We start from the raw sequence: 22,976 nt of genomic DNA, 5'->3' as shown, positions 1-22,976 counted from the left end.
TCCGATGAAGACGACGAAGAACCAGAAGGCCCTCGCCGAAAAGCTGGGCGATAACCAGAAGCTCTACAAGGTCGACGAAGCGATCCAGCTCCTCAAGGACCTGAAGCGCACCAAGTTCGACGAAACCATCGAGGTTGCCCTCAACCTCGGCGTCGATCCGCGCCACGCCGACCAGATGGTCCGCGGCATGGTCACGCTGCCCTCGGGCACTGGCAAGGACGTCAAGGTCGCCGTGTTCGCGCGTGGCGACAAGGCCGAAGCCGCGCTTGCGGCGGGTGCTGACAAGGTTGGCGCCGAAGACCTGCTCGAGGACATGCAGAACGGCAACCTCGATTATGGCCGCGTGATCGCGACGCCCGACATGATGGGCATCGTCGGCCGCCTCGGCAAGGTGCTGGGCCCCAAGGGCCTGATGCCGAACCCGAAGCTCGGAACCGTCACCCCCAACGTCGCGGATGCGGTCAAGGCGGCGAAGGCCGGCCAGATCGAATTCCGCGTCGAAAAGGCCGGCATCATCCATGGCGGCATCGGCAAGATGAGCTTCTCGAACGAGGCGCTGCGCGCCAACTTCGACGCGTTCGTCGATGCGATCGTCAAGGCGAAGCCCGCCGGCGCCAAGGGCAAGTACCTGCGCAAGGTCGGTCTGTCGTCGTCGATGGGCCCCGGCCTCAAGGTCGACGTGGCGGAAGTCCACGGCGGCTGACTCCGGGGCTGATCCAGCCGGACAGCTAGAACACGAAAGGCCGGGAGGGGAAACCTTCCCGGCCTTTTGCTTTTCAGAAGGCGATCCAGGTAAACAGGCGCAGCGCGTTATTGTCGGCAGCGTTGGCCCCGGCCCCGTCGTAATTGCGGCGCGCGCCGTCGAAGCGGCCATAGGCGGTGAACTGCGCCCCCATCCGCAGCGCCGCGCGGGGGCCCAGCGGCGAATTGCCCGCGCCCCACGGCGTATAGTCCACCTGTGCCATCACCCCGTTGCTGTTCGGCCTTCCGCTTCCGCCGTAGAGGAAGCCGTTGGGCCTGCCGCCGCTGGCGAAGAGGCTGACCGTCGTCCCCACTTTGCCGCGCCAGTTGTAGCCCAGCGTGCCACGCCATTCGTTCAGGGTCACCCCCGCGCAGTTCGCCGGTGCCAGCGCAAGGAGGCAGGTTGCGCGGAGGTCCGCATTTTCATGGACATAGCGCAGATCGGCAGTGAATGTGTCGCCGTTTGCATCGGGCTTGAGCCAGGAAAGGTCGAGCCCTGCATCGGTGTAGTGGTCGGTGCGCCCGGTGCTCCGGTCGCGCCCCGGATTGATCGCGGCCTTGAGCGCGAAGGCGCCCACTTCCAGCGTGCCGCCGCCGATATCCGTCTGATATGCCACCCGGCCATAGGGCGCGAGACCATGGATATCGCCCGGATCGGCGGGGTCGGCACCAAGCCAGCGCAAGGTTCCGGCCTTCGGGGAGGTATAAGCACCGCCCTCGAGATAGAGCTTGTGATCGATCCAGCTGTAGGCTGCAACGCCCAGCGTGTTCTGCGCAAGGCCCCCGTCGATCAGCGCGGCCGCGCCCGGCGTGCTCGAGACTGCGGTGTCGGTATAGGGAAAGCCCCAGGCGGGCGTGGTGTTCCACACGTCCTGTGTGGTCGGGCTGTTGTTGAACGTCAGGCCGAACACCGCGTCCTTCCCGAAGACCTTTCCTTGCGTCACCGCGCGCAGATCGACGTTGTCCCATGCCCACGCCCGCCCGACCCCGTCATAGGTGACCTGGACGAAGCCGCCGAAATGCTGGCCCACTCCGCCGGCGAGGAACACGCTGCCCTGATCGAAAGCGATGTTGTCGTTGGCCTTGATGTGATCGGGCGCGGGCACCTGATCCTTGTTGGTGTGCGTGTAGGAAGCAATCGCCATCGCCGCGAGGGGTACGTTGAAGGGTTTGGTGCGCAAGGTGTAGCCGCCGAGCTTGAACTCGCGCCCGAATGGCGTGAGCTGCGGTCCGAACCCGCCGACATGGCAGGCCTGGCAGGGCTGGCCGGTCTGCTCGGCATAGCTCGGCACAGCCTGCGCGGGGCGGGCGATGACCAGCACCGCGAGCGCCGCTGCCAGCGGGAGCGTGGCAGGCAGCACGTGGCGCGGCACAAGGCAGGCAGGGCGAGTGGGCGCGTGGCGGTTTTCGCTTGGCATCGGGGTCGCTCCTTGCTGGTGATGGCATGGGCCTATCCCCGATCCGCGACCAGCGAATTGGCGGCGGTCAAATTGCGCCGATTTTCCTGATCGGCGCGGTCAACGGTTCCGAGCGAGCGGCGAGCTGTAGTCCGGATCATGCGCGAAAGGCAGGGGCGCGCCGGTTCGCAGCGCCTGGAGCACCGCTGCGAAGTCCGTGTGGCAACGGAAACCCAGCTCCCGCTCGGCGAGCCCGGGATCATAGACCCGCCCGAGGCTCTTCGGCAGCTGCCAGCCGCGCGCGGCAAACAGCGTCTCGGCGTCCGGAAAGCGGGCGCGGATGAGAGCGGCGGCATCTGCCTTCAGCGCCGCCGCATCCGCGCGGGTGAACGGTGGCGACGCGCTCACGATGTAGAGCCCGAAGCCCAGCGCTGGCGCTTTTGCCAGCGCTTGCACATGTGCTGCCGCCGCATCCTCCACGGTCAGCCGCCGATGCAGCAGTTCGATCGCCTTGAGGTTCTCGCCAGAGGGCTGACTGAGGGTGTCGTCGTCCTCGGGAAAGAACCGCGCGGTGCGCAGGACCACCGTCGCAAGGCCATGCTCCGCCGCATGGAGCCGGCACAGCCCCTCGGCCGCGAGCTTGGTCACGCCATAGATATTGCGCGGCGCCAGCGGCCCGGTCTGCTCGTCGAGCCACACCGCCTCGGGCGTTTCCTCGCGCCGACCCTCATTTTTCCGTAGCGCCTCGCTGATCATCAGCGAGGTCGTCGAGGTCATCACGAAGCGATCGTGCCCCGCCGCCTTCGCCGCCTCAAGCAGGTTGAGCGTGCCGGTGACGTTGACATCGATGAAGGCTTGCACGGGGTAGCGCACGATATCAGGCTTGTGCAGCGCCGCCGTGTGGACCACCGCGTCGATCCCCAGCCCCATCGCCCGGTCCACCACCCGGCGATCCGCTACGCTTCCCAGCACCTGCGTTTCCGGCCCCGGCGCCAGATCGAGGCCCGTCACGGTATGGCCAGCCGCTTGCAGTGCCGGGGCCAGGAACCGGCCCAGCCAGCCTGAAGATCCCGTCAGCAGCACGCGCATCAGCGCGCGCCCTGCATCAGATTTGCCCTCGTGTAGCACTCGGCGACAAAGCTGATCCCCCGCCCGTCCGCCAGCCGCAGGACGGCCTTGTGCGACAGCACCGTTCCTGCCGGGCATTCCGCCGCCCGCCACCGCCGGCTTTCCAGCCGCTCGCGGTGGAAGCCCAGCGGGCGCACCACCGTGCCGAAGGGTGTGCGCGTCGTCTCCAGCGTGGTGTTCATCGCCGGGGTGAGCCGCGCCGGTACATACCAGTTCTTCGCGATGGAAAGCACCGTGCCGCCGCAGCGCAGCCGCACATGGCGGAAGGCCAGCGGCTCCCCGGTCCCTACGCCAAGCGCCGCACGAACTGCCGGGGTGGCGGCCTCGCTTGCGCCCTGTTCGGTATCGGCCACGATCTCGGCCGGCGCGGCAATCCCGCGCGCTGCGCACCATTGGCGCAGCGCCGCCGTGGCGCTGTCATTCGCCGCGAGGGTCTGCTCGAACCGGGCAAGCGTCGGGGCGCATGCGGCGAGCCCAAGCGCAAGGCCCGCTGCCGCTGCCAGCCGAAGGATCAGATGCCCCCCGGCACCGAATCGCGGCCAATCGCCGCCAGCCCGTCGATCAGCACTTGCGCCACGGCATCAAGCACCGCCTGATCGGTCGAGCGGATCACGAAGTTCGCGCCCACCTTGCCTTCACGGAAGAAGGGATAGCTGCCGATCTGGCAACCCTCATGCGTCTTCTCGGTCTCGCGCAGCAGGTCCGCCACTTCGCTTTCGGCCACCCAGCAGCCGACCGTGGTCGAGAGCAGCGGCAGGCCGCCCTCCAGCGTCCCTGTCAGCCCGTCGAGCATCTGCGCGGTGATCCCCGGCACGCCGGCCATCAGGAACACGTTGCCTGCCTGGATCCCGGGTGCGCCCGAAAGCCGGTTGGGAATGAGGTCCGCCCCTTCCGGCACGCGCGCCATCCGCAGCCGCGCCGGATTGATCCCGCCGCGCGTTTCGTAATAGCGCGTGAGCATCGCCTCTGCCTCGGGATGGATCACCACCGGCACACCCAGCGCCTCGGCCACCGCGTCCACCGTGATGTCATCGTGTGTCGGCCCGATCCCGCCCGTGGTGAACAGGTAGTCGTTGCGCGCCCTCAGCGCATTCACCGCCTCGATGATCGCCGCCATGTCATCCGGCACCACGCGTACCTCGCGCAGGCGGATGCCCTGTACCCCCAGCCAGGTCGCGACTTGCGCGATGTTCTTGTCATGCGTGCGGCCGGAAAGGATCTCGTCGCCCACGACGATCAGCGCGGCGGTCCAGATACGGGTTTGGTCGGTCATGCGCGCAGCGATAGCGCAAACGGGGTCAGGCGCAATGGGCCTTTCGCGCTGCTTGCAGTTCGCGCCGCGCCTCGTTTCCCTGTGCTCCGGATTGACCGCGCCCGGCGGTCAATCCGCGCCCGCTGCAATCCCCAGCTTCGCCATGACACGGGGCAACGCCAGCCTGCTCAGCGCTGCGGCACGCTCAGCGGTGTCCGCCTCGGCATAGCAGCGCAGTTCCGGGGCATTGCCCGATCGCCGCAGATGAATGATCTCGCCCGAATCGAAGGTCGTGCGGATTCCATCGGTATCGTCGATGGTTACCGCCACGCCCGCAAACGCGCCGAACAACTCGTTCTGCAAGGCCAGCCTCTGATCCATGCCGCCGGCCTCGAGCAGGGCAAAGAGCCGGGTGCCCAGCTCGGACGCAAAATCCGTCAGCCGGTCGCTGAAGGTAAAGCGGGGCGGCAGGGTGGCCAGTTGGGCTGACAGGGGCCCGTCATGCGCCGTCAGCACCAGCAGCATGGGCAGGACGGCATCGCGTGTCGGGAGCGCGGACGTTCGGGTGCCCCCCACGCCGGAGCAGTCCGAGCCGAGCAGGAAACCGCCGTTCGCCTCATATCCGCAAACCAGCCCTGAGGTGGTCCGAGACGCCTCCTGCATCGCCGCGACGACATAGGGCGAGCCGATCCGTGTGCGGAAACACCGGGGGATCGCGCCGGAAAGCTCGAGCGCTGTATTGCTGCTGACCGGCGTGACAACGGTCTCGGCTTTGATCCGCCTTGCCGCCAGAACGCCCAGCACATCACCCCGCAGCCACGTGCCGGCCTCATCGGCCAGCAGCGGACGATCCGAATCGCCATCGGTAGAAACAATCGCATCCAGCGCCATGCCGCTGGCCCATTCGTGCGCCAGGGCCACATCCTCGTCGCGAATGGCCTCCGTATCGACCGGAACGAAGGTATCCGAACGCCCCAGCAGCACCGTCTCGGCGCCGAGACCGCGCAGGATGCGGTCCAGCAGATCGCGGCCTACCGCCGAATGCTGGTAGACCCCGACGCGTTTGCCGCGCAGCGCGCCCGCTCCGAAGTGCTGGACATAGCGCTCCAGATAAGCCGCTTCCACGTCGACGATTGCGGGCAGCGCCTGTGCCTCGCGAAGCGCACCGCTGGCGTCGAAGGTGTCGTCTCCGAAGGCCACCATCTGCGCGGCCATGCCGGCCTCGTCGTCCTTGAGCACTTCCGAGGTGGGCCGGTAGAACTTGATCCCGTTGCGATCGGCCGGGATGTGGCTTCCTGTCACCATGATGCTCGGAATGCGCTCGGCAAAACTGTAGAGCGCCAGCGCCGGTGTCGGCACAAATCCGCAAAAGACCGGCTCGCCGCCTAGGTCGCGCACAGCCTGGATGCAGGCCGCCACGATGCGCGGTGTGCTCGGGCGAAGGTCGCCTGCAATCGCGACACGCCCTCCGGCCGGATACTCGCCCAGCTCGCGCACATAGGACAGGAAACCTGTCGCATAGCCATAGCAGACGCGGTCGGTCATCGCCGAAACGAGCCCGCGCGCACCGCTGGTTCCGAAAGCAACGCCGCTTTCGGCCATCAAGTCCTTCACCGATATCCGCGCCATCTGATCCGACCGCATCATCAAGAGCCCGATGACCAAACCGCCATCGCCGCCCTCGTTCCACGGTGGCCCCGACAAGTCCAGCGCGAAGCGAGGTATTGCGACCAATCTCGAGGAGACCGATTCTCATCGGCATCCGTGCCTGCCGGGCCGCGCCCGTGCAGACCACAAACGCCTTTCCTACACGCCTCGATGAGGCGCATGAAGGCATTCGCTCCTTGAACCGTGCAACCATGCAGAGCCGCACGCGGTCCGCCTCCCTGCTGCCATCGTGGTCAGGAGGCTGTCGCGTCGTGTCCGGCAGAGGACCAACCGACGGCGTGTCAGCCCATCTCGCGGCAGGTTGGAAAGAAGGCCTGCCGATTATCTTTTAAAATCAATACGATAGAGTAGTTTTGCCGGAGGGCGTGGTTTTCTCTTCTGGACTGTGTCAACCGTGTCAACCTCGAGGGCGGTCACTCTGCCCGTTCGACCACTTCGCCAGACTTTGCAGGTACCGCGCCGGCCGCCTTGGCGAAGCGCATGATACCGTCGTCGAGCGGGTTCTCCTTCAGGTACTTGCGGTCGAACAGATAGTCCTGATTGAGCCGCCAGGGCATTTCCTTCGCGTTCTTCGGCTGGATCGCAAGGCCGCGCTGGATATAGCCGGAGGAGAGATCGAGCGGCGTGTCGGCCTCGAGCGCGCTTTCGTCGGTGAGGACCGGGGTCGCGCTGTCCGCGCCCACCGTCTTCATGTGGTTGAGCAGGCGGCACACGAAGTCGGCGTCGATATCCGCGCGCAGGGTCCACGAGGCGTTGAGGTAGCCGAAAACCTGCGCGAGATTGGGCAGGTTCGAATACATGCAGCCCTTGTAGTACCAGCGCTCGTTCATCCGAACCGGCTGGCCGTCCATGCCCAGCGCAATCTTGCCCGCCATCGCGAGCGCGAGACCGGTGGCAGTGACGATCACATCGCAGTCGAGCCGCTTGCCGGACTTGAGCTGGATGCCGGCGGCATCGATGCGTTCGATGTGATCGGTGACGATGTCGGCCTTGCCCGCCTGCATCGCCTTGAACAGATCGCCATCGGGCACGAGGCACAGGCGCTGCTCCCACGGGTTGTAGGGCGGAGTGAAGGTGGCCGGATCGTACTTGGGGCCAAGCGCCTCCTGGAGCTTCTTCGTAAGGAAGTCCTTGACCTTCTGCGGCTCGTTGCGGGCGCGCTTGAACACCATGTCCTGCATGAACACGTTCTTGAAGCGCGTGATCCGGTAGGCGAGCTTTTCAGGCAGGAACTTGCGCAGCGTGTTGGCGATGGCATCGCGCGCAGGGCGGATCGCGTACCACGTCGGCGTGCGCTGGAGCATGGTGACGTGCGCTGCCTTCTGCGCCATCGCCGGGACAATGGTGACAGCGGTTGCGCCCGAGCCGATCACGACCACGCGCTTGCCGGTATAGTCGACGTCTTCCGGCCAGAACTGCGGGTGGATGATCGTGCCGGCAAAGTCCTCGCGTCCCGGGATCGCGGGATCATAGGGCGTGTCGTAGTCGTAGTAGCCAGAGCCGAGATAGAGAAACCGCGCGGTGGTGCGGCTGCGCTGACCATCGGCCGCCTCGGTCGTGATCACCCACCAGGCATGGGCGCTTTCCCAATTGGCGGAGACGACCTTGGTCTCGAAGCGAATGTGCTGGCGGATGCGGCGTTCGTCGACGATGCGGTTGAGATACTCGAGGATTGCAGGGCCATCGGCGATGGATTTCTCGTGCTTCCACGGCTCGAAGATGAAGCCCAGCGTGTGCATGTCGCTGTCAGAGCGGACGCCGGGGTAGCGGAACAGATCCCAGGTTCCGCCGAGTTGAGGGCGGCGTTCGAACAGGGCATAGCTGCGATCGGGGCAGAGCATTTGCATGTGCGCCGCCATGCCGATGCCTGAAAGCCCGGCACCGATGATCGCAACGTCGATGTCTGGCTCTTCGCTCCGCCGCGTGCCCTCGAAACCCATGCCGTTCTCCATCGTTATTGACACGCATGATAACAGCCGTGCGCGTGATTGCGAGTCTGTTTCATCGCGCGGTTAAACGGCACGATTGCGCTTTGCCCGCTGCAGCGACAGAAAGGGTGCCATGCCGATCATCGCCGCGCGCCGCTATACCGAGGGGAAGGCCCATCACGGCGCGATTGCGCTTACCGGTGTCCCGGAGCCGGAGGAGGCCGTGCCGCGCGGGTGCTTCGACTGGATCGGTCTGGCCGACCCGACGAACGAGGAAATGGCCCGCGTCGCGCAGCAGTTCGGGCTGCATCCGCTGGCGGTGGAGGACGCGCTCAACCCGCGCCAGTTGCCCAAGGTCGATGTCTATGGCCAGCAGCTTTTCGTGGTGGCGCGCACCGCGATGAAGGGCGAGGTGGAGGATTCGATCACCTACGGCCAGACCGCGGTGTTCCTGGGGGCGCGGTTCATCGTGACGGTGCGGCTTGGTTCGGCCCGGGCGCACACGGACCTGCGGCGAGCGCTTGAAGCGGATAGCGAGCACCTCGCCGAGGGAACGGACTATGTGCTCCACGCTGTGCTCGATTTCATCGTCGACGGCTATCTGCCGATTTCCGACCAGTTCGAAGAGGTGGCGCACGCCATCGAGGAAGCCGCGATCGACCGGTTTCCCGATCCAGCCACGATCCGGCGGATCTTCCGCCTGCGCCGTGAACTGAGGCGCTTCGAGCGGATCATCGGGCCGATGGAGGAACTGACCTTGCGCCTGGCGGAGGCGGACCTGCCGGTGATCGATCCTTCGGCGAGAATCTGGTTCCGCGATGTGCTTGATCACGTACGCCGCGCGATGGCGCGGATGCAGGGCCTCAAGGAAACGCTGGCGGCGACCGTCGAGACAGCGGGATTGCTTGAGCAGCATCGGCAGGGCGTGATCACACGGCAACTGGCGGCGTGGGCGGCGATCCTCGCAGTACCGACCGCGATTGCCGGCATTTACGGTATGAACTTCGATTACCTGCCCGAACTCCATTGGCGTTGGGGCTATCCGATGGTTTGGGGATTGATTTTGGTGATCTGCGGTGGCCTGCTGTGGCGCTTCCGCCGGATCGGATGGCTTTAGGCCGGTAGCCGCCAGTCGATCGCGCCGGCGCCCTGCTCTTCCAGAAACGCGTTCGCGCGGCTGAAATGGCGGCAACCGAGAAAGCCGCGATGAGCGGAAAGAGGGCTGGGGTGCGGTGCTTCGAGGATCAGGTGCGGCCCGCCACTCGCCTCGCGAATCAGGGCCGCCTTGGCACGGGCATGGCTGCCCCAGAGGAGGTAGACGCACGGCGTCGGGCGCTCGGCCACAGCGCGGATCGCCGCATCGGTGAACAGTTCCCAGCCCTTGCCTTGATGCGAGCCGGCTTGCCCCGCTTCGACCGTGAGCACCGTGTTGAGAAGAAGCACACCGCGCTGCGCCCAGCTTTCGAGATGACCGTGGGCGGGCCGGGGCAAACCGAGATCGGCTTCCTGCTCCTTGAAGATGTTCAGCAGGCTGGGCGGGGTCGGTATCTCGCGGCGGACCGAGAATGCGAGACCGTGAGCTTGGCCCGGACCATGATAGGGGTCCTGGCCGAGGATCACGACCTTGACCGCCGGGAGCGGGGTGAGGGCAAGCGCGCCAAGGCGCGTCCCAGCCGGCGGATAGATCGCCTTGCCGGCTGCTTCCTCAGACCGGAGATAGCCGCCCAACGCGCGCAACGGCTGGCTCATTAGCACGTTTTCCAGCACGGAGCGCCAGGTTTCAGGGATAGCTGCAGTTGCCATAATACATCCGGTCTAGAGCCTTTGCTGCAGTGCGGGAATACCATTTGCATGGGTGAGGCTCCGCTTGCTATCCGCCCCTACGTATCTTTGATTGTGAAGATGGGGATGTCGGTATGAAGATTGCAATGGTAGGCTCGGGCTACGTCGGGCTCGTGTCTGGTGCCTGCTTTGCTGACTTCGGCCACGATGTGGTCTGCATCGACAAGGATTCCAGCAAGATCGACCGGCTTGTTGCCGGTGTCATGCCGATCTACGAACCTGGTCTTGCCGAACTCGTGGAGACAAACGTCAAGGCCGGCAGGCTTTCGTTCTCGACCGACCTCGCCGTCTCCATCGCTGGCGCTCAGGCAATCTTTATCGCGGTGGGTACTCCGTCGCGGCGCGGAGACGGCCATGCTGATCTTTCGTATGTCTATGCAGTGGCCCAGGAAATCGCTGACGGGCTGACCGGCCCAGCGGTCATTGTCACGAAGTCGACAGTGCCGGTGGGCACCGGCGACGAGGTTGAACGGATCATCCGCGAGCGTGCGCCGGGCGCGCAGTTCGCCGTCGTTTCAAACCCCGAGTTCCTGCGAGAGGGAGCTGCCATCGGCGATTTCAAGCGGCCCGACCGCATCGTTGTCGGAGCCGAGGGCGAGTGGGAGCGCGGCGTGATGAGCGAGGTCTATCGCCCGCTGTTTCTCAACCGGGCCCCGCTGCTGTTCACCGGACGCCGCAGTTCCGAATTGATAAAGTACGCCGCCAACGCATTCCTGGCCACCAAGATCACCTTCATCAACGAGATGGCGGACTTGTGCGAGAAGGTTGGCGCCGATGTGCAGGATGTCGCGCGCGGGATAGGACTTGATAACCGGATCGGCTCCAAGTTCCTCCATGCCGGGCCCGGCTATGGTGGCAGCTGCTTCCCCAAGGACACGCTGGCGCTGCTCAAGACTGCGGAAGACTATGCCAGCCCCGTGCGGATCATCGAGGCGGTGGTGCGCGTGAATGACAGCCGCAAGCGGGCGATGGGCCGCAAGGTGATCGAGGCCATGGCGGACGCGGGCGTCGGTGAACCGCGCGGGCGGCGCATCGCGCTGCTTGGCCTGACCTTCAAGCCCAATACCGACGACATGCGCGACGCGCCGTCTATCGCGATCGTCCGGGCGCTGCTCGACGCTGGTGCGGAAATCGTGGCCTACGATCCCGAAGGCATGGAAGCGGCGGCACCGCTCATGCCTGAAATCACCATGGCGTCGAGCGCGTACGAGGCCGCCGAAGGGGCGGATGCGGTGGTGCTCGTGACCGAGTGGGACGCTTTTCGTGGTATCGATCTCAATCGCGTCGCGCAGTTGGTCAAGAGCCGCGTGCTGGTCGATCTGCGCAATGTCTACAATCCGGAGGAAGTGCGCGCCGCCGGATGGCACTATAGCAGCATCGGTCGGCAGTAAGGGGTGCGGCGGGGCTGATTCCCCCGCTTGCCGCCACCGCAGCGAAAGCCTAAGCGGGGCACATGGCTGTTTACCTTCATGAAGAAGACCTGCCCGAGGGCGTACTTGCGCCGGGCCCGGTTGCTGTCGACACCGAAACGATGGGGCTGATCACGACGCGTGACCGTCTCTGCCTGTTGCAGATTTCCGATGGACAGGGTGACGAGCATCTCGTGCGCTTTGCTGCAGGTAGCGACTATGCAGCGCCCAACTTGCGAGCCGTGCTGGCCGATCCATCACGGGTGAAGCTCTATCATTTTGCGCGTTTCGATCTGGCGGCGATCCACTATTATCTGGGGGTGATGGCCGCGCCGGTGTTCTGCACGAAGATCGCCTCGAAGCTCGTCCGCACCTACACGGACCGCCACGGCCTCAAGGAACTTGTGCGCGAGTTGCTGGGCAAGGAGATTTCAAAGCAGCAGCAATCCAGCGACTGGGGCGCACCGACGCTGAGCGACGCGCAGCAAGAATATGCTGCCTCCGATGTACGCTATCTCCACGCTATGCATGCCATCTTCGTCGAGCGCCTGGCCCGCGAGAGGCGAACAGATATGGCGCAGGCCTGCTTCGAGTTCCTGCCGACCCGGGCCCTGCTCGACATCGCCGGATGGGCTGAGCGCGACATCTTCAGCCACGAATGAGGGCTTGGAGGTGACACGCGCCGGATTTCCACCCCGATGACGGTCAAGGCCGACAATCTGCGCGGGCGGCGACAGCACTTTGCGGCACCGGGAGGCTTTCACGACCGCATGGTTCGCTTGATAGCGGTGGGCCTGCCCGCCCTGATCGGCGTGCTGCTGGCCGTGCTGGTGATCTCGCCGTTTTCACAGCGCGGAGAGATCAGCTTCCTGCTCGACCGGAACAAGGTGGCCATGGTCAAAGACCGGCTGCGTGTCATCAGCGCGATGTACCGCGGACAGGACGATTCCGGCCGCAATTTCTCGGTGACCGCAGGAAGCGCGGTGCAACACTCGGAAACGCGCGACGAGGTGGAGATGCGCGATATCACGGCGCGGGTCATGCTCAATAACGGGCCTGCCAGTCTGACCACGGGTGCCGGCATATACGACTTTGCAAAGCAGAAGATCACCGTGCCGACGCCGGTCAATTTCGCGACATCCGATGGCTACCGCATGGTGACGGGCGGTGCCGATATCGACATCGGCAAGCGCCGGCTTATCAGTCAGGGCCGAGCCGAGGGCCGCATTCCTGCTGGCACTTTTTCGGCCGACCGGATAAACGCTGACCTTGAGGCGCGAACGATCACCCTTGATGGTCACGCCCGCCTGACAATGGAACCCGGCAAGCTGAAGATGCCATGACCACGCTGATCCACGCCTTGCGCGCCAGCCGCCCTATGCGTTCCCTGGCGTTTGGTTTTGCTGCATCTGCAGCACTCGTTGCCGGCGCCGAGCATCTTGGCGCGCAGGCAATCGCAGCGCACAACAGCAAGGCTCCGGTCAACTACGCCGCTGATCGGATCGAGTTGCAGGACAAGCAGAACCGCGTTGTCCTGTTGGGCAATGTGGACATATCGCAGGCCGATCTCACGATGCGCGCCTCGCGGACCACCGTGGCCTATACCGATGCAGGTAGCCTGCAGATCCAGCGCATCGATGCAACCGGCGGAGTGGTCGTGACCCGGGGCAGTGAACGCGCGACCGGCGATGTTGCGGTATATGATTTCGATCGCAAGATCATCACGATGGCCGGTAATGTTGCGCTCCGCCGCGGTTCGGACACCCTCAGCGGCGGTCGACTGGTGATTGATCTCAATACGGGTATCTCGAACATCGACGGGCGTTCGGTCGGGGGTGGTGGCGCTGAAACGCGCGGCACTGGCCGTGTAAGTGGCAGCTTCACGGTTCCGAAGAACTAGCCCCCTCCGGATTTGCATCCGCACCGACCAAGGTAAGTGCGTTTGCACTGCGGCATGCCCTTGTGCGGTTGCTAACGAAAGCGTATTGCTACCTACAAGGCCGGATGCGGTACAGCTTTTCGATCCCTCCGGATCATTCGTTATTTGGTACGGGATGGGCGCCTTGATGCAGAACCTCAGATGCGCAATCTGGCTGAAAGCCCAAATCAGGGCAATCGGGACAGTCGCCCGCTTGGCTGTGGGATCCAGCACCTAGCGTTTGTTTACCGGTCCGGTCCTATATCGCCGCCATTCCCGGCGCCAGAGAGGTCTGCATCGTGCCAAGCCCTTGGGCTGGTGATCCCAGCCCCGGGCTGTGTGGGTTCTCGGGTGGGTGGCGATGTCGCAGGCCGGGATTTGCAAAGTGAGAATTCATGCACATCCTGCTTCATGATTTTTGCGGGCATCCCTTCACACTCGCCCTCGCAGTCGAACTTGCAGCGCGGGGGCATGAGGTGGATTATGTGTATTTCGCGAGTGAAACCGGGCCGAAGGGCGATTTCGCTCGGGCCGCAGCCCAGCCACGACCGCCAAGGCTGCACGGGCTCGCGATCGACGGCACCTATCGCAAGGACGCCTTCCTCAGTCGGCGCAATTTCGATCTTGATTATGCGCGTCAGATCCATGCCCTGATCCGCAAACTGAAGCCTGAAGTTCTGCTCAGCGGCAATTGTCCGACCGAGGTGCAGGGTTACGTCCTCGGCGCATGTCGAAAAGTCGGCACTGCGTTTGTTTATTGGATGCAGGATTTCTACTCGATCGCAGCGACAAAGCTGCTCAGCCGGAGGCTTGGCTTCATCGGGAAGGCAATCGGCGGCTTCTGGCGATTCCTCGATCGCAGGCACCTGCAGGCCAGTGACAGGATCGTGCTCATCACCGACGATTTCCGTGGTCTCACCGCAGAATGGGCCGGTCGTGCGGACAACATCGATGTGGTGCACAACTGGGGTGCACTGGATGAGCTGCCGCAGCGACCGCATGACAACCCATGGTCCCGCCGGATGGGCATCTCGGGAACATTCAATTTTCTTTATTCGGGTACACTGGGGCTGAAGCACAACCCTGAACTTCTGGCCGCGCTTGCCAAAATGGTTGGCAACCGTGCCACCGTTACGGTGACGAGCCAGGGGGCGAGCGTCCCTTACCTCGAGCGGCGCAAGGCGGAGCTGGGCCTGGACAACTTGCGGCTCCTGCCGCTTCAGCCTTTCGGCGACGTGCCGGACATGCTGGCTGCGGCCGACGTGCTGGTCGCTACGATCGAACCGGATGCCGGAACCTTCTCCGTGCCTTCCAAAGTGCTGTCCTACCTGTGTGCAGGCCGGCCGATCCTCCTTGCTGCTCCGGCCGACAACCTGTCGACCTCGATCGTCACCAAGTCTGGCGCCGGGCTGGTCGTCCAACCGGAAGACGAAGCAGGCTTCTTGGCAGCCGCAGCAAAGTTGCTCGACAGTGCGGACCTTGCCGAGATGGGCGGTCGGGGGCGGATTTATGCCGAAACCCACTTCGCAATCGACGGGGTTGCCGCACGGTTCGAGGCCATTTTTGAAAAGGCAGTCGCAGATAAGGGGGGCAGGTGATGGTGCGCCAGGCACTCGTGATCGGTGGCAGCGGCTTTATAGGCATGCATACACTGCGGGCTTTGCAGCGGGACGGTCGCTATTCGAGAGTGATCTCGCTCGACATCTCCGAACCTGTTGAGCAGCTCGACGGGGTCGAGTATCGCATTCATGATTGCCGTCAGCCGATCCCCGCGGAGCTCGCTGATCCCGACACGGAAATCTATAATCTTCCGGCTCTGCGGACGTTTCCAGGTCATCCGGATGCCGAATACTTTGAAACCAATTATGGCACCACCGAGCGGATCATCGAGCTGGCTGAAGCTGCTGGCGTGCGGACGATCATCTTTACCTCGACGATGTCGGTCTATGCGACAGGGGATGAGCCCAAGACCGAGGATAGCCCGATCGATCCTGGCAATGCCTATGGCGCATCAAAAGTGAAGGGCGAGGCACTCCACCGGCAATGGCTGGCGGGCGCGCCCGATCGCCGATTGGTGATCTGCCGCCCGGCCGTTATTTTCGGCTATCGCGACAATGGCAACTTCACCCGCCTCGCCAATGCCTTGCGCAGCCGATACTTTGTGTTCGTAGGCCGTTCCGACACGATCAAGAGCGCTGGATACGTCACTGATCTTGCCGACACCTTCCTGTTTGCACTCGACCGGATGACCGAAACCGGAGCACGCGAGATTCTCTACAACTTCGCCTACCCGGAACGTCTTACGATCCGCCGGATTGTCGATGCCTTTTGCCTGGTTGGTGGCTACCCGCGTGTCCGCTTGGTTCTGCCGCCCTGGTTGCTGAATGCTGCAGCCCTCCCGTTCGAAGCACTCAATGCGATTGGCATCAAGAATCCCATTCACCGCAAGCGGTTGAAGAAGCTCTACGAGAGCACCAATATCGTGCCTCGGTGGCTTGAGGAAAATGGCTTCCCCTTCCGCACGGATATCGTGTCAGCTCTGGAAGAGTGGAAGGCTGAGTCCCCCGATGCCCGCTTCGTATAATACACGCCACATGGCTGTAGCGAAGTGGATCGGGTCGTTCCAGAACCACCACATGCTGTTTCCGTCCTTGCCCCAAACGGGATCACCCGGTTTGTTTGCACTGCAGCGACCCACTTGTGCGCCTGCTAAGGCGCGCGTATTGGCTTTAAAAGCTACTTACTTAGGATCGGTGAGATGGGCTGCCGGTTCATGGAAAGCGTGACCTTACGTTTGATGTCTGACCGAAGGGCCAAGGGGCGTTTGCGCCAGCGTCCGAATGTTGGACCACACGTGCGCCACGCGGCGGCATTTCCTTCGGCATTCTTTACGACCGAGCAAACTGCTTGTGACGATGCAAAGAAATCGCATCAGTCTTATGCAATGTTGTCGCGGGCGCTCAATTCGCTCTTCCCCTTTACGATTGGATAGGCGCTCACATGCAGAAACTCTCACTTGCCGACCACATCCGGATCCGGGCAAAAAACATGTGGTTCCATCGCGTTGTCGCGCCGCGCTATTATGCCAAGGTGCGCCCCGGAGATGTGGTGATCGATTGCGGCGCGCATATCGGCGATATCACCCAATGCTTCCTCGATCGCGGCGCAGTCGTCCATGCATTCGAGCCGCATCCTGAAGCCTATGCACGGCTTTCCAGCCGCTTCAGCAACGAACCGCGGGTGCACTGCTACAATCAGGCTGTCAGCCGCGAGGCCGGCATCCTGAAGCTCTACCTATCCCCTGACGACGACTCGATGGGCGCTGTCCAGGCATCTTCGCTCATGGCCGAGAAGGACAACGTCTCGACGGATCGCTATGTGGAAGTCGAAGCAGTCAGGCTGAGCGAATTCATCAAACAGCTTGATCATGTACGTTTCCTCAAGATGGACATTGAGGGTGCAGAGTATGACGTGCTGCCCGACATGATCGATGCAGGGTTGCACAAGAAAATAGATTACATTGTCGTAGAAACCCACGAGCGCAGCATGGGACTGAAGGCCAAGCATGCTGCGCTGCAGGCGACGATTGCCAGCAACAACATCAAAAACATCGATCTCAACTGGCTTTGACTACTCGGATGGGCTGCGATCAGACCATCCGCCGTTGCGATCTTGTCTGCGGCTGTGTGTGCGGGGTCACGTTGATTGTGCGGCTGCGAACGGGGCATGGATTTTCAATGCTAATGATGCGGAAGATCCAATCCCGAACGTCGTTTTCCTTTCGGGGGTCTGCTTGCCAAGCGCGGCGGCGCTTTCATTCCGCAGCCTTCTCGAGCCGTCGTCTGTCAGGCGCGATGCTGGGTAGCTTTTCCGCAGGTACGGCCGAGGTGGTTTGCGGCATGAAGAGGTGCATGGCATGAAAGCGCCTCTTGTCGTGGCGGTGGGGCAGCTGCCGCCCCCGATCAACGGCTTGTCCTACATCACGCAGCAGACAATCGAAACAGCGCGGGTCGGTGCAGCCGAGCTCGTCGTCAACAATATCTCCGGGCCCGCGGGTGTTTTCAGGCATCCTTCGCGCATCTTCGCGACCGCCAAGGCCTGCCTAAGGGTCTTGAGCCGCGCAAATGTGCGGGGGCGGTTGTGCTACGTCGCCTGTGAGGGTGAGCTCGGGCTGATCTACATTCTCGCGGCAGTTGGCTGTGCCCGCCTGGCGGGGTATCGTATCCTCCTGCACCATCACAGTTTTGCGTACATCACCCGCAGGAACCTGTTGATGCGCGCAATCGTTGCTGCCGGTGGCCGGCGGCTAGTGCACGTCTTCCTTGGCGCGGCGCAGGATCACGGCTTCAGGGAAACCTACCCGTCGCCTGGCCTCGCCGGACTTGTCCTCAGCAACGCCGCCTTCGTGCCACCTGATCCGTCATCCGGCGAAACGACAAGAACCGGCCCGCTCGTGCTTGGCCATCTGAGCAACCTGACAAAGGAAAAGGGTCTGCACATCTTCCTGGATCTGCTTCGCGCCATGACCGCTGCGGAAGTGCCGGTTCGCGGCATTCTCGCCGGCCCTGCGGCCAAGCCGGAGGACAAGGCGCTGATCGAGGCCGCGCTGCAGGAACTGGGGGGGCGGCTAGAATACCGGGGCGCGCTGTACGGCGAAGCCAAGAACGCATTCTATCGCGATATCGATGTCTTCGTTTTTCCGACGCAGTATGTGCATGAGGCCCAGCCGACCGTGCTGTTCGAGGCACAGGCCGCTGGTTGCAAGATTGTCAGCTTCGCACGTGGCTGCATCCCTGAACAGGTCGGCGCGGATGACGGCCTCATTGTCGCGCAGGGCGGTGATTTCGTAACCAGGTGCCGCGAATGGTTGCTTCAAAATGGTGCTTCTGCCCGGACGGAGCGGCAAGCGACAGGCAGCCGTTATGCAGCACATCATCGCGCTGCGCGGAAGGCAGCAGAGGCGTTGTTTGCCACAGCTTGGTCCGGCGCAGACGCAATCGCTTCGGATGGCGCAAGCCGATGAGCAACACAAAACTCAACGCGCTGGCGCTTTACGCCAATTTTATCGTGCTGGCGCTGATTGGCCTTGTGATCAATCCGCTCATGGTGCGAGCGCTGGGTATGGAAGCCTTCGGCATCTGGAAGGCCTGTCTTCGCCTGCTTGACCTGACAGCCGTCGCGGACGGTCGCGCCTCGCAGGCGCTCAAGTGGATTGTCGCGCATCGGGACCATGAGGAAGAAAAGCTCGAGAAGCAGCGGGACGTCGGGGCTGCGCTGGTGATCTGGTTGATGTGGATCCCTGTCTTGGCCCTTGTGGTGACCGCGATAGTCGTGCTCCTGCCGCAACTGGTTGCGGAGATATCCGTCGGAAACCTGCCCGATGCGCGCTGGCTGGCAGCCCTGCTCGGTTTCAACATCGTGCTGAGCGGTCTGCTGGGGATTTCCGATGCGACGCTCGTCGGCACGAACCAGGGCTTCCGATCCTATTCGCTGTCCACGGCATTCCTCGTCTTTTCCAACATCGCGATGCTCGTGGCTGCCAGCACCGGTTTCGGCCTTATCGGTGTCGGTGCGGCTGCTGTCCTGGGCTCGTTCCTCAACGGGTTTGCGACCTGGTCGATGGCTCGGCGCCACGTCGAGTGGTGGGGAATTGCCTGGCCCCGCCGCAGCGACGTGATGCGAGTGCTCTCGTTTAGCAACCTGACGATGGTCGGGATTCTGTTCCAGTCCCTGATGCTCTCGTCGGAAGTGCTGGTCATCGGATATCTCAGCGGTCCGGTCGATGTGAGCCGCTATGTGTTCACGTCGTATGTCTCGACTTTCGTGCTTTCGATTTGCCTGATGACCGGTACGGCGGTCACCCCGAAGCTGGGCGCAATGATCGGCCGCGGCGACCTCACGGAGGCCGCAGCGCTGCAGGATCGGACGCGCGAGATGCTGCTGGCATTGGTGACGGTTGGCGCCGTCGGACTGATCCTGTGCAACGGGGCATTTTTGGGAAGTTGGGTCGGTTCGGCGTTCTACATGGGTGATCTCGCCAATCTCGGGATCGTTGCGGTGATGATCCAGCATGCGCTGATCCGCTTCGATTTCCAGATCCAGGACATCAGCCTGCGGATCGGTCCGAAAGTGCTCTGGACCGGGCTTTCGTCGGTTCTCGCGATCATCACCGGGGCGGTCCTCTATCGAATGGCAGGCTGGCTTCCCATGCTGTTCGTTGGTATCCTGATCGGACGCATTCCGCTGAACATGATCTTTCCTCGGCTGGTCGCGAGGGTCATACCCGGACACAAGCGGCACTTGAGGGGCACCGTGGCGATGATGGTTTCCGTATCCGCGGCTTTCGCCCTTTCACAGGCATGGCACTTCAGCGGCTGGGCAGGATTTGCCGCATCGGCTGCGCTCGCGCTTCTTCTTGGCGGCTTCGCGGCCTTCCAGTTCGTCCTGACGGCGGCATCGCGCCGCGAGATCGTGGCCCTTGTCAAAGGGCGCCTCCAGCAAGGGACCGCGCCATGATTCGCATCCGCGCCAGCAAGCAGAGGCTGGCTCTCATTGCCGATCTCCTCGTGATCGCTGCGGCGTTGACGCTGTTCAACATCGTTGAATACGGCTTCACGCCATGGATCGCGGCGCTGAGCTTGCTGGCTGCCTACAGTTACATTGCGTTTTACAGCGTCGCCTTGATCCGGGTTGTTCCCGGAATACGGATTCGCCTTACGGTGGAGTTCGGCTTCGTAATATTCTATTACCTGCTGTTTTTTTGGCCCTATCAGCAGGAATTGCTTGGTATTGGCATGCATTATTATGATAGCTACTTCTTTCAGGATGGCTATGCCGACGGTGCCAACAAGGCGATGCTGCTGGCCGTTGCCGGCCTGGCGGCCTTCCATCTCGGCAACACCATCGCTCCGGTTGCGCAGCCGACCCGGAATGTTCCGCGTGAGCCGACCAACGCCTACCTTCACTTCGATCTCGCGCTCGCGACGATCATGCCGGCATTCTTTGCCACGTTCATCTATCTCGGTCTGAGCCCGGATGACCTTGGGCGCTATCAGCGCGACGATTCGATGGAACTCGCCAGCCCCGTCGTGAACGGCTTGTATCTCCTCACGATCATGCTTTGCCTGATCGGCATTTCCCGCCTCGTTTCGCATCTCTATTTCGGCCGGCGGCCCGCCTTGCGGCACTGGATCATCCTGGGTTCCACCGGCTTCTGGATGTTGTTCATGCTGATTGGTGGTGATCGCAACAATTTTCTCGTCGTTGCGCTGGGAGCGGTCGGGGGCGTTGCTGCATTCATTCGCGAGATTCGTCTGCCGGTGCTGGTCGCGGCAGTCGTGCCCGCGCTGATCGTCTACAACACGGTCGAGATCTATCGGCAGGCGTCTGACCGCAGTCTGGCCGGTCTGGAAGAGGCCTACTTCGCCGCGAACGACCGAGAAGCCGATGCCAGCAGCTTCGCGCTGACCACTCTCACCGTCAGGGCGACGTTCGATATCGCGCCCAAGCCCCAACCTTACGCCTGGGGTTACTACAAGCTGATCGGCTTCGGCGGTATCGTGCCGCTGGTCCGGGGTGTCCTGATCGGCAAGAACAGTGGCTTTACCGATACGTCGCAAGTCCTCGCCTATTACATCATCGGACCGGAAGCGACATGGAGCCTCGGTTCCAACCCACTATCGGATCTCTATTTCGATTTCGGACAGATCGGCGTCGTTCTGGGGTTTGCCCTGTTCGGGTATGTTGCCGCTGCCGTGCGCAATTTCATCGCGCGCAAGGGGCCATCGTCGCCACGCATGTTCCTGTACATCGTGACCCTCGCGATGATGAGCGAAGTCCCGCGCTACACAGTCGACTTTCCAGTGCGTATCGTCGTCTGGGGCTACCTCATCTTCTGGCTCTATGCGCGCATCAATCCGGCTGCTCGATTGGCGAAGCGGGCAGAACGGCTCAAGCCGCGACCGGCGTCGGTCAATGGCCGGTATCCCCCTCTCCGCGGAGAGCCACCTGCAGAGCAGCTATCGACGGTCGGGCCCAGCTGACCCATGCCGACCAAGGTTACTTTCCTGATCCCCGGCTTCGCGGATGGCGGTGCGCAGCGGCAGTGTATCCTCCTGCTCAATGCGCTGCGGAACGATCCCGATCTCGAGCTGCGACTGATTCATTTCTACGACGGGGTGCACTTTGAGCTGCTGAACCGGGAAGGGCTTGCGATCCAGCGCTTTGACAGCACCTCGAACTACGATCCGCGCAATCTGCTGCGCGTGTGGCGTGCGCTCCATCGCGATCGGCCCGATGTGCTCATGACATGGCTGCATGCGTGCGACGTCTATGGATATGTCTTGCGCAAGACCCTGCCCCGCGTGGCATGGCTCATGACCGAGCGCGATTCGGCTTATCCGAACGAGCTTCGCTACAACTTGCGCCGCAGGCTTGGCTGCCATGCGGATACCATCATCGCAAACTCGGAAAAAGGCGCCGCCTACTGGCGCTCCAACGGGGCTCGATGCGAAGTGCGCACGGTGTCCAACATCGTTCCGGTGATGGGCACCGGCGCGACGAGCCTCCCCGTGCAGCCCCGCATCGTGACGGTTGGGCGCCTGGAGCCACAGAAGAACCCTGCCACAGTTGCAGCTGCCTTCACCTTGCTGGCCCGCGACAATCCCGCGCTGGATTTCGCAGTGATTGGCGCTGGTACAGAGGAAACGGCGCTCCGGTCGATCATCGCCCGCGCAGGGTGCGAGGAGCGAATTGCATTTCTAGGGTTCCGCAAGGATGTCCCCGACCAGCTGTCCAGATCCACGGTTGTCGTCAGCATGAGCCACAACGAGGGGATGCCAAACGTGCTGCTCGAAACCGTGGCCGCGGGCCGACTGGCGATCGTTTCGGATATCCCGGAACATCGCGCGTTGTACGGCCCGGATTACCCCTATTACGTTGCCGATCGCATGGATCCTGCTGCGGTTGCCGCAACCGTCACGAAAGCGCTCAAGGCGCCAGATAACACCGCACTTCTCGACCATGCTCGCCGACGGATGGAGGCGATGACACCTCAAGTTGTCGCCCAGGCATACAAGGACATCATTGCCGCTGCGGCAAAGAGGGGCCTATGAAAAAGATCATCCGGTTCATCGAGAGAATAGTGTTCCATGGGACTAAGATATTGATCTCTCCGTTGGAGTTCTTCGTTCCAAGAGTCTACATGACAGCATATTGCATGCTGCTGCGGCGTCTTGGCCTCAAGATGACCGGCAAGCCGCGCTACATCTCGACCAGGGCGAAGTTCGACGATTTCGAGCTGGTCACATTGGGCGACCGCACGGTTGTTTCAATGTATGTCAACTTCCTGACACACGACTACTCGATTACCACTGCACTGATCGCTAACGGTTTGCAGCCGCCAACAGACATTGCGGTGCGGCAGCCGATCACGGTCGGCAACAATGTCTTCATCGGGATGAACGTGATGATCTTGCCCGGTACGACCATCGGCGACAATGTGATTATCGGCGGGGGCAGCGTGGTGCGTGGCAATATCCCATCGGATTCGATTTTCGTCGGCAACCCGGCCACGCAGGTAGGCCGCCTGACCGAGAATCCGGAGCGCTGGCAGCGGCGTCTCAAGGGCGAAGGGGTCAGTTTCGACAAGTTCTGACAGTCTCGGGTTTGCTTCTACACCTTTGAACGAACCGA

Annotated in this window: 20 protein-coding genes; 13 read left to right on the top strand and 7 right to left on the bottom strand. The window is 62.9% G+C overall.

Features of this window, described 5'->3' with window-relative positions; genetic code table 11:
• The first annotated feature begins 4 nt into the window (after positions 1-4).
• Entirely contained in the window at positions 5-703 is a 699-nt protein-coding gene (gene rplA / locus AQZ52_RS01715; RefSeq protein ID WP_067906228.1) for a 50S ribosomal protein L1, read from the top strand.
• 73 nt (positions 704-776) lie between these two features.
• On the opposite strand, the gene AQZ52_RS01710 is transcribed toward rplA, so the two are convergent.
• From AQZ52_RS01710 to AQZ52_RS01685, 6 genes are all read right to left on the bottom strand, one after another.
• Positions 777-2,159 carry a hypothetical protein gene (locus AQZ52_RS01710; protein ID WP_067906227.1) on the bottom strand — a complete coding sequence of 461 codons (1,383 nt, stop codon included), beginning with the start codon at positions 2,157-2,159 and terminating at the stop codon, positions 777-779.
• A gap of 99 nt (positions 2,160-2,258) precedes the next feature.
• Complete coding sequence (locus AQZ52_RS01705; protein ID WP_067906226.1) at positions 2,259-3,227, bottom strand: NAD-dependent epimerase/dehydratase family protein; 969 nt, start codon at positions 3,225-3,227, stop codon at positions 2,259-2,261.
• Positions 3,227-3,619, bottom strand: coding sequence for a hypothetical protein (locus AQZ52_RS01700; RefSeq protein ID WP_240481406.1), 393 nt, complete (start codon positions 3,617-3,619; stop codon positions 3,227-3,229). The genes AQZ52_RS01705 and AQZ52_RS01700 overlap by 1 nt, the downstream gene beginning before the upstream one ends.
• A gap of 158 nt (positions 3,620-3,777) precedes the next feature.
• Positions 3,778-4,539, bottom strand: coding sequence for a competence/damage-inducible protein A (locus AQZ52_RS01695; RefSeq protein WP_067906224.1), 762 nt, complete (start codon positions 4,537-4,539; stop codon positions 3,778-3,780).
• A 108-nt stretch (positions 4,540-4,647) separates the two neighbouring features.
• On the bottom strand, positions 4,648-6,132 hold the full coding sequence (locus AQZ52_RS01690) for a phosphomannomutase (protein WP_338045462.1): 1,485 nt from the start codon (positions 6,130-6,132) through the stop codon (positions 4,648-4,650).
• A gap of 467 nt (positions 6,133-6,599) precedes the next feature.
• Positions 6,600-8,126 (bottom strand): flavin-containing monooxygenase, encoded by a 1,527-nt coding sequence (locus tag AQZ52_RS01685; protein WP_067906223.1) that lies wholly within the window; start codon positions 8,124-8,126, stop codon positions 6,600-6,602.
• Between the two features lie 121 nt (positions 8,127-8,247).
• Here AQZ52_RS01685 and AQZ52_RS01680 point away from each other — a divergent pair, with 121 nt between their 5' ends.
• Positions 8,248-9,231 carry a magnesium and cobalt transport protein CorA gene (locus tag AQZ52_RS01680; RefSeq protein ID WP_067906222.1) on the top strand — a complete coding sequence of 328 codons (984 nt, stop codon included), beginning with the start codon at positions 8,248-8,250 and terminating at the stop codon, positions 9,229-9,231.
• Here AQZ52_RS01680 and ung read toward each other — a convergent pair.
• Positions 9,228-9,917, bottom strand: coding sequence for a uracil-DNA glycosylase (ung, locus tag AQZ52_RS01675; RefSeq protein ID WP_067906221.1), 690 nt, complete (start codon positions 9,915-9,917; stop codon positions 9,228-9,230). The genes AQZ52_RS01680 and ung overlap by 4 nt on opposite strands.
• 113 nt (positions 9,918-10,030) lie before the next feature.
• On the opposite strand from ung, the gene AQZ52_RS01670 reads away from it, so the two are divergent.
• From AQZ52_RS01670 to AQZ52_RS01615, 11 genes are all read left to right on the top strand, one after another.
• Positions 10,031-11,347: a UDP-glucose dehydrogenase family protein gene (locus AQZ52_RS01670; RefSeq protein WP_067906220.1), complete on the top strand. Its 1,317-nt coding sequence runs from the start codon at positions 10,031-10,033 to the stop codon at positions 11,345-11,347.
• A gap of 62 nt (positions 11,348-11,409) precedes the next feature.
• Positions 11,410-12,027, top strand: a complete 618-nt coding sequence (locus AQZ52_RS01665) for a ribonuclease D (protein WP_067906219.1) — start codon at positions 11,410-11,412, stop codon at positions 12,025-12,027.
• A 108-nt stretch (positions 12,028-12,135) separates the two neighbouring features.
• Positions 12,136-12,708: an LPS export ABC transporter periplasmic protein LptC gene (locus AQZ52_RS01660; RefSeq protein WP_338045461.1), complete on the top strand. Its 573-nt coding sequence runs from the start codon at positions 12,136-12,138 to the stop codon at positions 12,706-12,708.
• Positions 12,705-13,265, top strand: coding sequence for an LptA/OstA family protein (locus tag AQZ52_RS01655; protein ID WP_067906217.1), 561 nt, complete (start codon positions 12,705-12,707; stop codon positions 13,263-13,265). Before AQZ52_RS01660 ends, AQZ52_RS01655 begins: the two co-directional genes overlap by 4 nt.
• Before the next feature lie 413 nt (positions 13,266-13,678).
• On the top strand, positions 13,679-14,881 hold the full coding sequence (locus tag AQZ52_RS01650) for a glycosyltransferase family 4 protein (RefSeq protein ID WP_067906216.1): 1,203 nt from the start codon (positions 13,679-13,681) through the stop codon (positions 14,879-14,881).
• Entirely contained in the window at positions 14,881-15,867 is a 987-nt protein-coding gene (locus AQZ52_RS01645; protein WP_067906215.1) for an NAD-dependent epimerase/dehydratase family protein, read from the top strand. The genes AQZ52_RS01650 and AQZ52_RS01645 overlap by 1 nt, the downstream gene beginning before the upstream one ends.
• Positions 15,868-16,331: 464 nt before the next feature.
• On the top strand, positions 16,332-16,913 hold the full coding sequence (locus AQZ52_RS01640) for an FkbM family methyltransferase (protein WP_067906214.1): 582 nt from the start codon (positions 16,332-16,334) through the stop codon (positions 16,911-16,913).
• Between the two features lie 286 nt (positions 16,914-17,199).
• On the top strand, positions 17,200-18,306 hold the full coding sequence (locus AQZ52_RS01635) for a glycosyltransferase family 4 protein (RefSeq protein WP_067906213.1): 1,107 nt from the start codon (positions 17,200-17,202) through the stop codon (positions 18,304-18,306).
• 1,489 nt (positions 18,307-19,795) lie between these two features.
• Positions 19,796-21,325 carry an O-antigen polysaccharide polymerase Wzy gene (gene wzy, locus AQZ52_RS01625; RefSeq protein WP_067906211.1) on the top strand — a complete coding sequence of 510 codons (1,530 nt, stop codon included), beginning with the start codon at positions 19,796-19,798 and terminating at the stop codon, positions 21,323-21,325.
• A gap of 3 nt (positions 21,326-21,328) precedes the next feature.
• Positions 21,329-22,396 carry a glycosyltransferase gene (locus AQZ52_RS01620; protein ID WP_067906210.1) on the top strand — a complete coding sequence of 356 codons (1,068 nt, stop codon included), beginning with the start codon at positions 21,329-21,331 and terminating at the stop codon, positions 22,394-22,396.
• A complete protein-coding gene (locus AQZ52_RS01615) occupies positions 22,393-22,938 on the top strand; it encodes an acyltransferase (RefSeq protein WP_082697491.1) in 546 nt (181 codons plus the stop codon). The genes AQZ52_RS01620 and AQZ52_RS01615 overlap by 4 nt, the downstream gene beginning before the upstream one ends.
• Positions 22,939-22,976: the final 38 nt, after the last annotated feature.

The sequence above is a fragment of the Novosphingobium fuchskuhlense genome, assembly GCF_001519075.1.
GTDB lineage: Bacteria > Pseudomonadota > Alphaproteobacteria > Sphingomonadales > Sphingomonadaceae > Novosphingobium > Novosphingobium fuchskuhlense.
The sequence above is the reverse complement of the archived record's forward strand: the minus strand, read 5'-3'. Positions and strand labels throughout refer to the sequence as shown.

Bases quoted from the DNA above. Each gene is read 5' to 3' on its own strand.
- AQZ52_RS01635 (WP_067906213.1), top strand. From the start codon at position 17,200: ATGAAAGCGCCTCTTGTCGTGGCGGTGGGGCAGCTGCCGCCCCCGATC.
- AQZ52_RS01645 (WP_067906215.1), top strand. From the start codon at position 14,881: ATGGTGCGCCAGGCACTCGTGATCGGTGGCAGCGGCTTTATAGGCATG.
- AQZ52_RS01620 (WP_067906210.1), top strand. From the start codon at position 21,329: ATGCCGACCAAGGTTACTTTCCTGATCCCCGGCTTCGCGGATGGCGGT.
- wzy (WP_067906211.1), top strand. From the start codon at position 19,796: ATGATTCGCATCCGCGCCAGCAAGCAGAGGCTGGCTCTCATTGCCGAT.
- AQZ52_RS01710 (WP_067906227.1), bottom strand. From the start codon at position 2,159: ATGCCAAGCGAAAACCGCCACGCGCCCACTCGCCCTGCCTGCCTTGTG.
- AQZ52_RS01685 (WP_067906223.1), bottom strand. From the start codon at position 8,126: ATGGGTTTCGAGGGCACGCGGCGGAGCGAAGAGCCAGACATCGACGTT.
- AQZ52_RS01665 (WP_067906219.1), top strand. From the start codon at position 11,410: ATGGCTGTTTACCTTCATGAAGAAGACCTGCCCGAGGGCGTACTTGCG.
- AQZ52_RS01650 (WP_067906216.1), top strand. From the start codon at position 13,679: ATGCACATCCTGCTTCATGATTTTTGCGGGCATCCCTTCACACTCGCC.
- rplA (WP_067906228.1), top strand. From the start codon at position 5: ATGAAGACGACGAAGAACCAGAAGGCCCTCGCCGAAAAGCTGGGCGAT.
- AQZ52_RS01670 (WP_067906220.1), top strand. From the start codon at position 10,031: ATGAAGATTGCAATGGTAGGCTCGGGCTACGTCGGGCTCGTGTCTGGT.
- ung (WP_067906221.1), bottom strand. From the start codon at position 9,917: ATGGCAACTGCAGCTATCCCTGAAACCTGGCGCTCCGTGCTGGAAAAC.
- AQZ52_RS01655 (WP_067906217.1), top strand. From the start codon at position 12,705: ATGACCACGCTGATCCACGCCTTGCGCGCCAGCCGCCCTATGCGTTCC.
- AQZ52_RS01615 (WP_082697491.1), top strand. From the start codon at position 22,393: ATGAAAAAGATCATCCGGTTCATCGAGAGAATAGTGTTCCATGGGACT.
- AQZ52_RS01660 (WP_338045461.1), top strand. From the start codon at position 12,136: ATGGTTCGCTTGATAGCGGTGGGCCTGCCCGCCCTGATCGGCGTGCTG.
- AQZ52_RS01705 (WP_067906226.1), bottom strand. From the start codon at position 3,227: ATGCGCGTGCTGCTGACGGGATCTTCAGGCTGGCTGGGCCGGTTCCTG.
- AQZ52_RS01680 (WP_067906222.1), top strand. From the start codon at position 8,248: ATGCCGATCATCGCCGCGCGCCGCTATACCGAGGGGAAGGCCCATCAC.
- AQZ52_RS01695 (WP_067906224.1), bottom strand. From the start codon at position 4,539: ATGACCGACCAAACCCGTATCTGGACCGCCGCGCTGATCGTCGTGGGC.
- AQZ52_RS01640 (WP_067906214.1), top strand. From the start codon at position 16,332: ATGTGGTTCCATCGCGTTGTCGCGCCGCGCTATTATGCCAAGGTGCGC.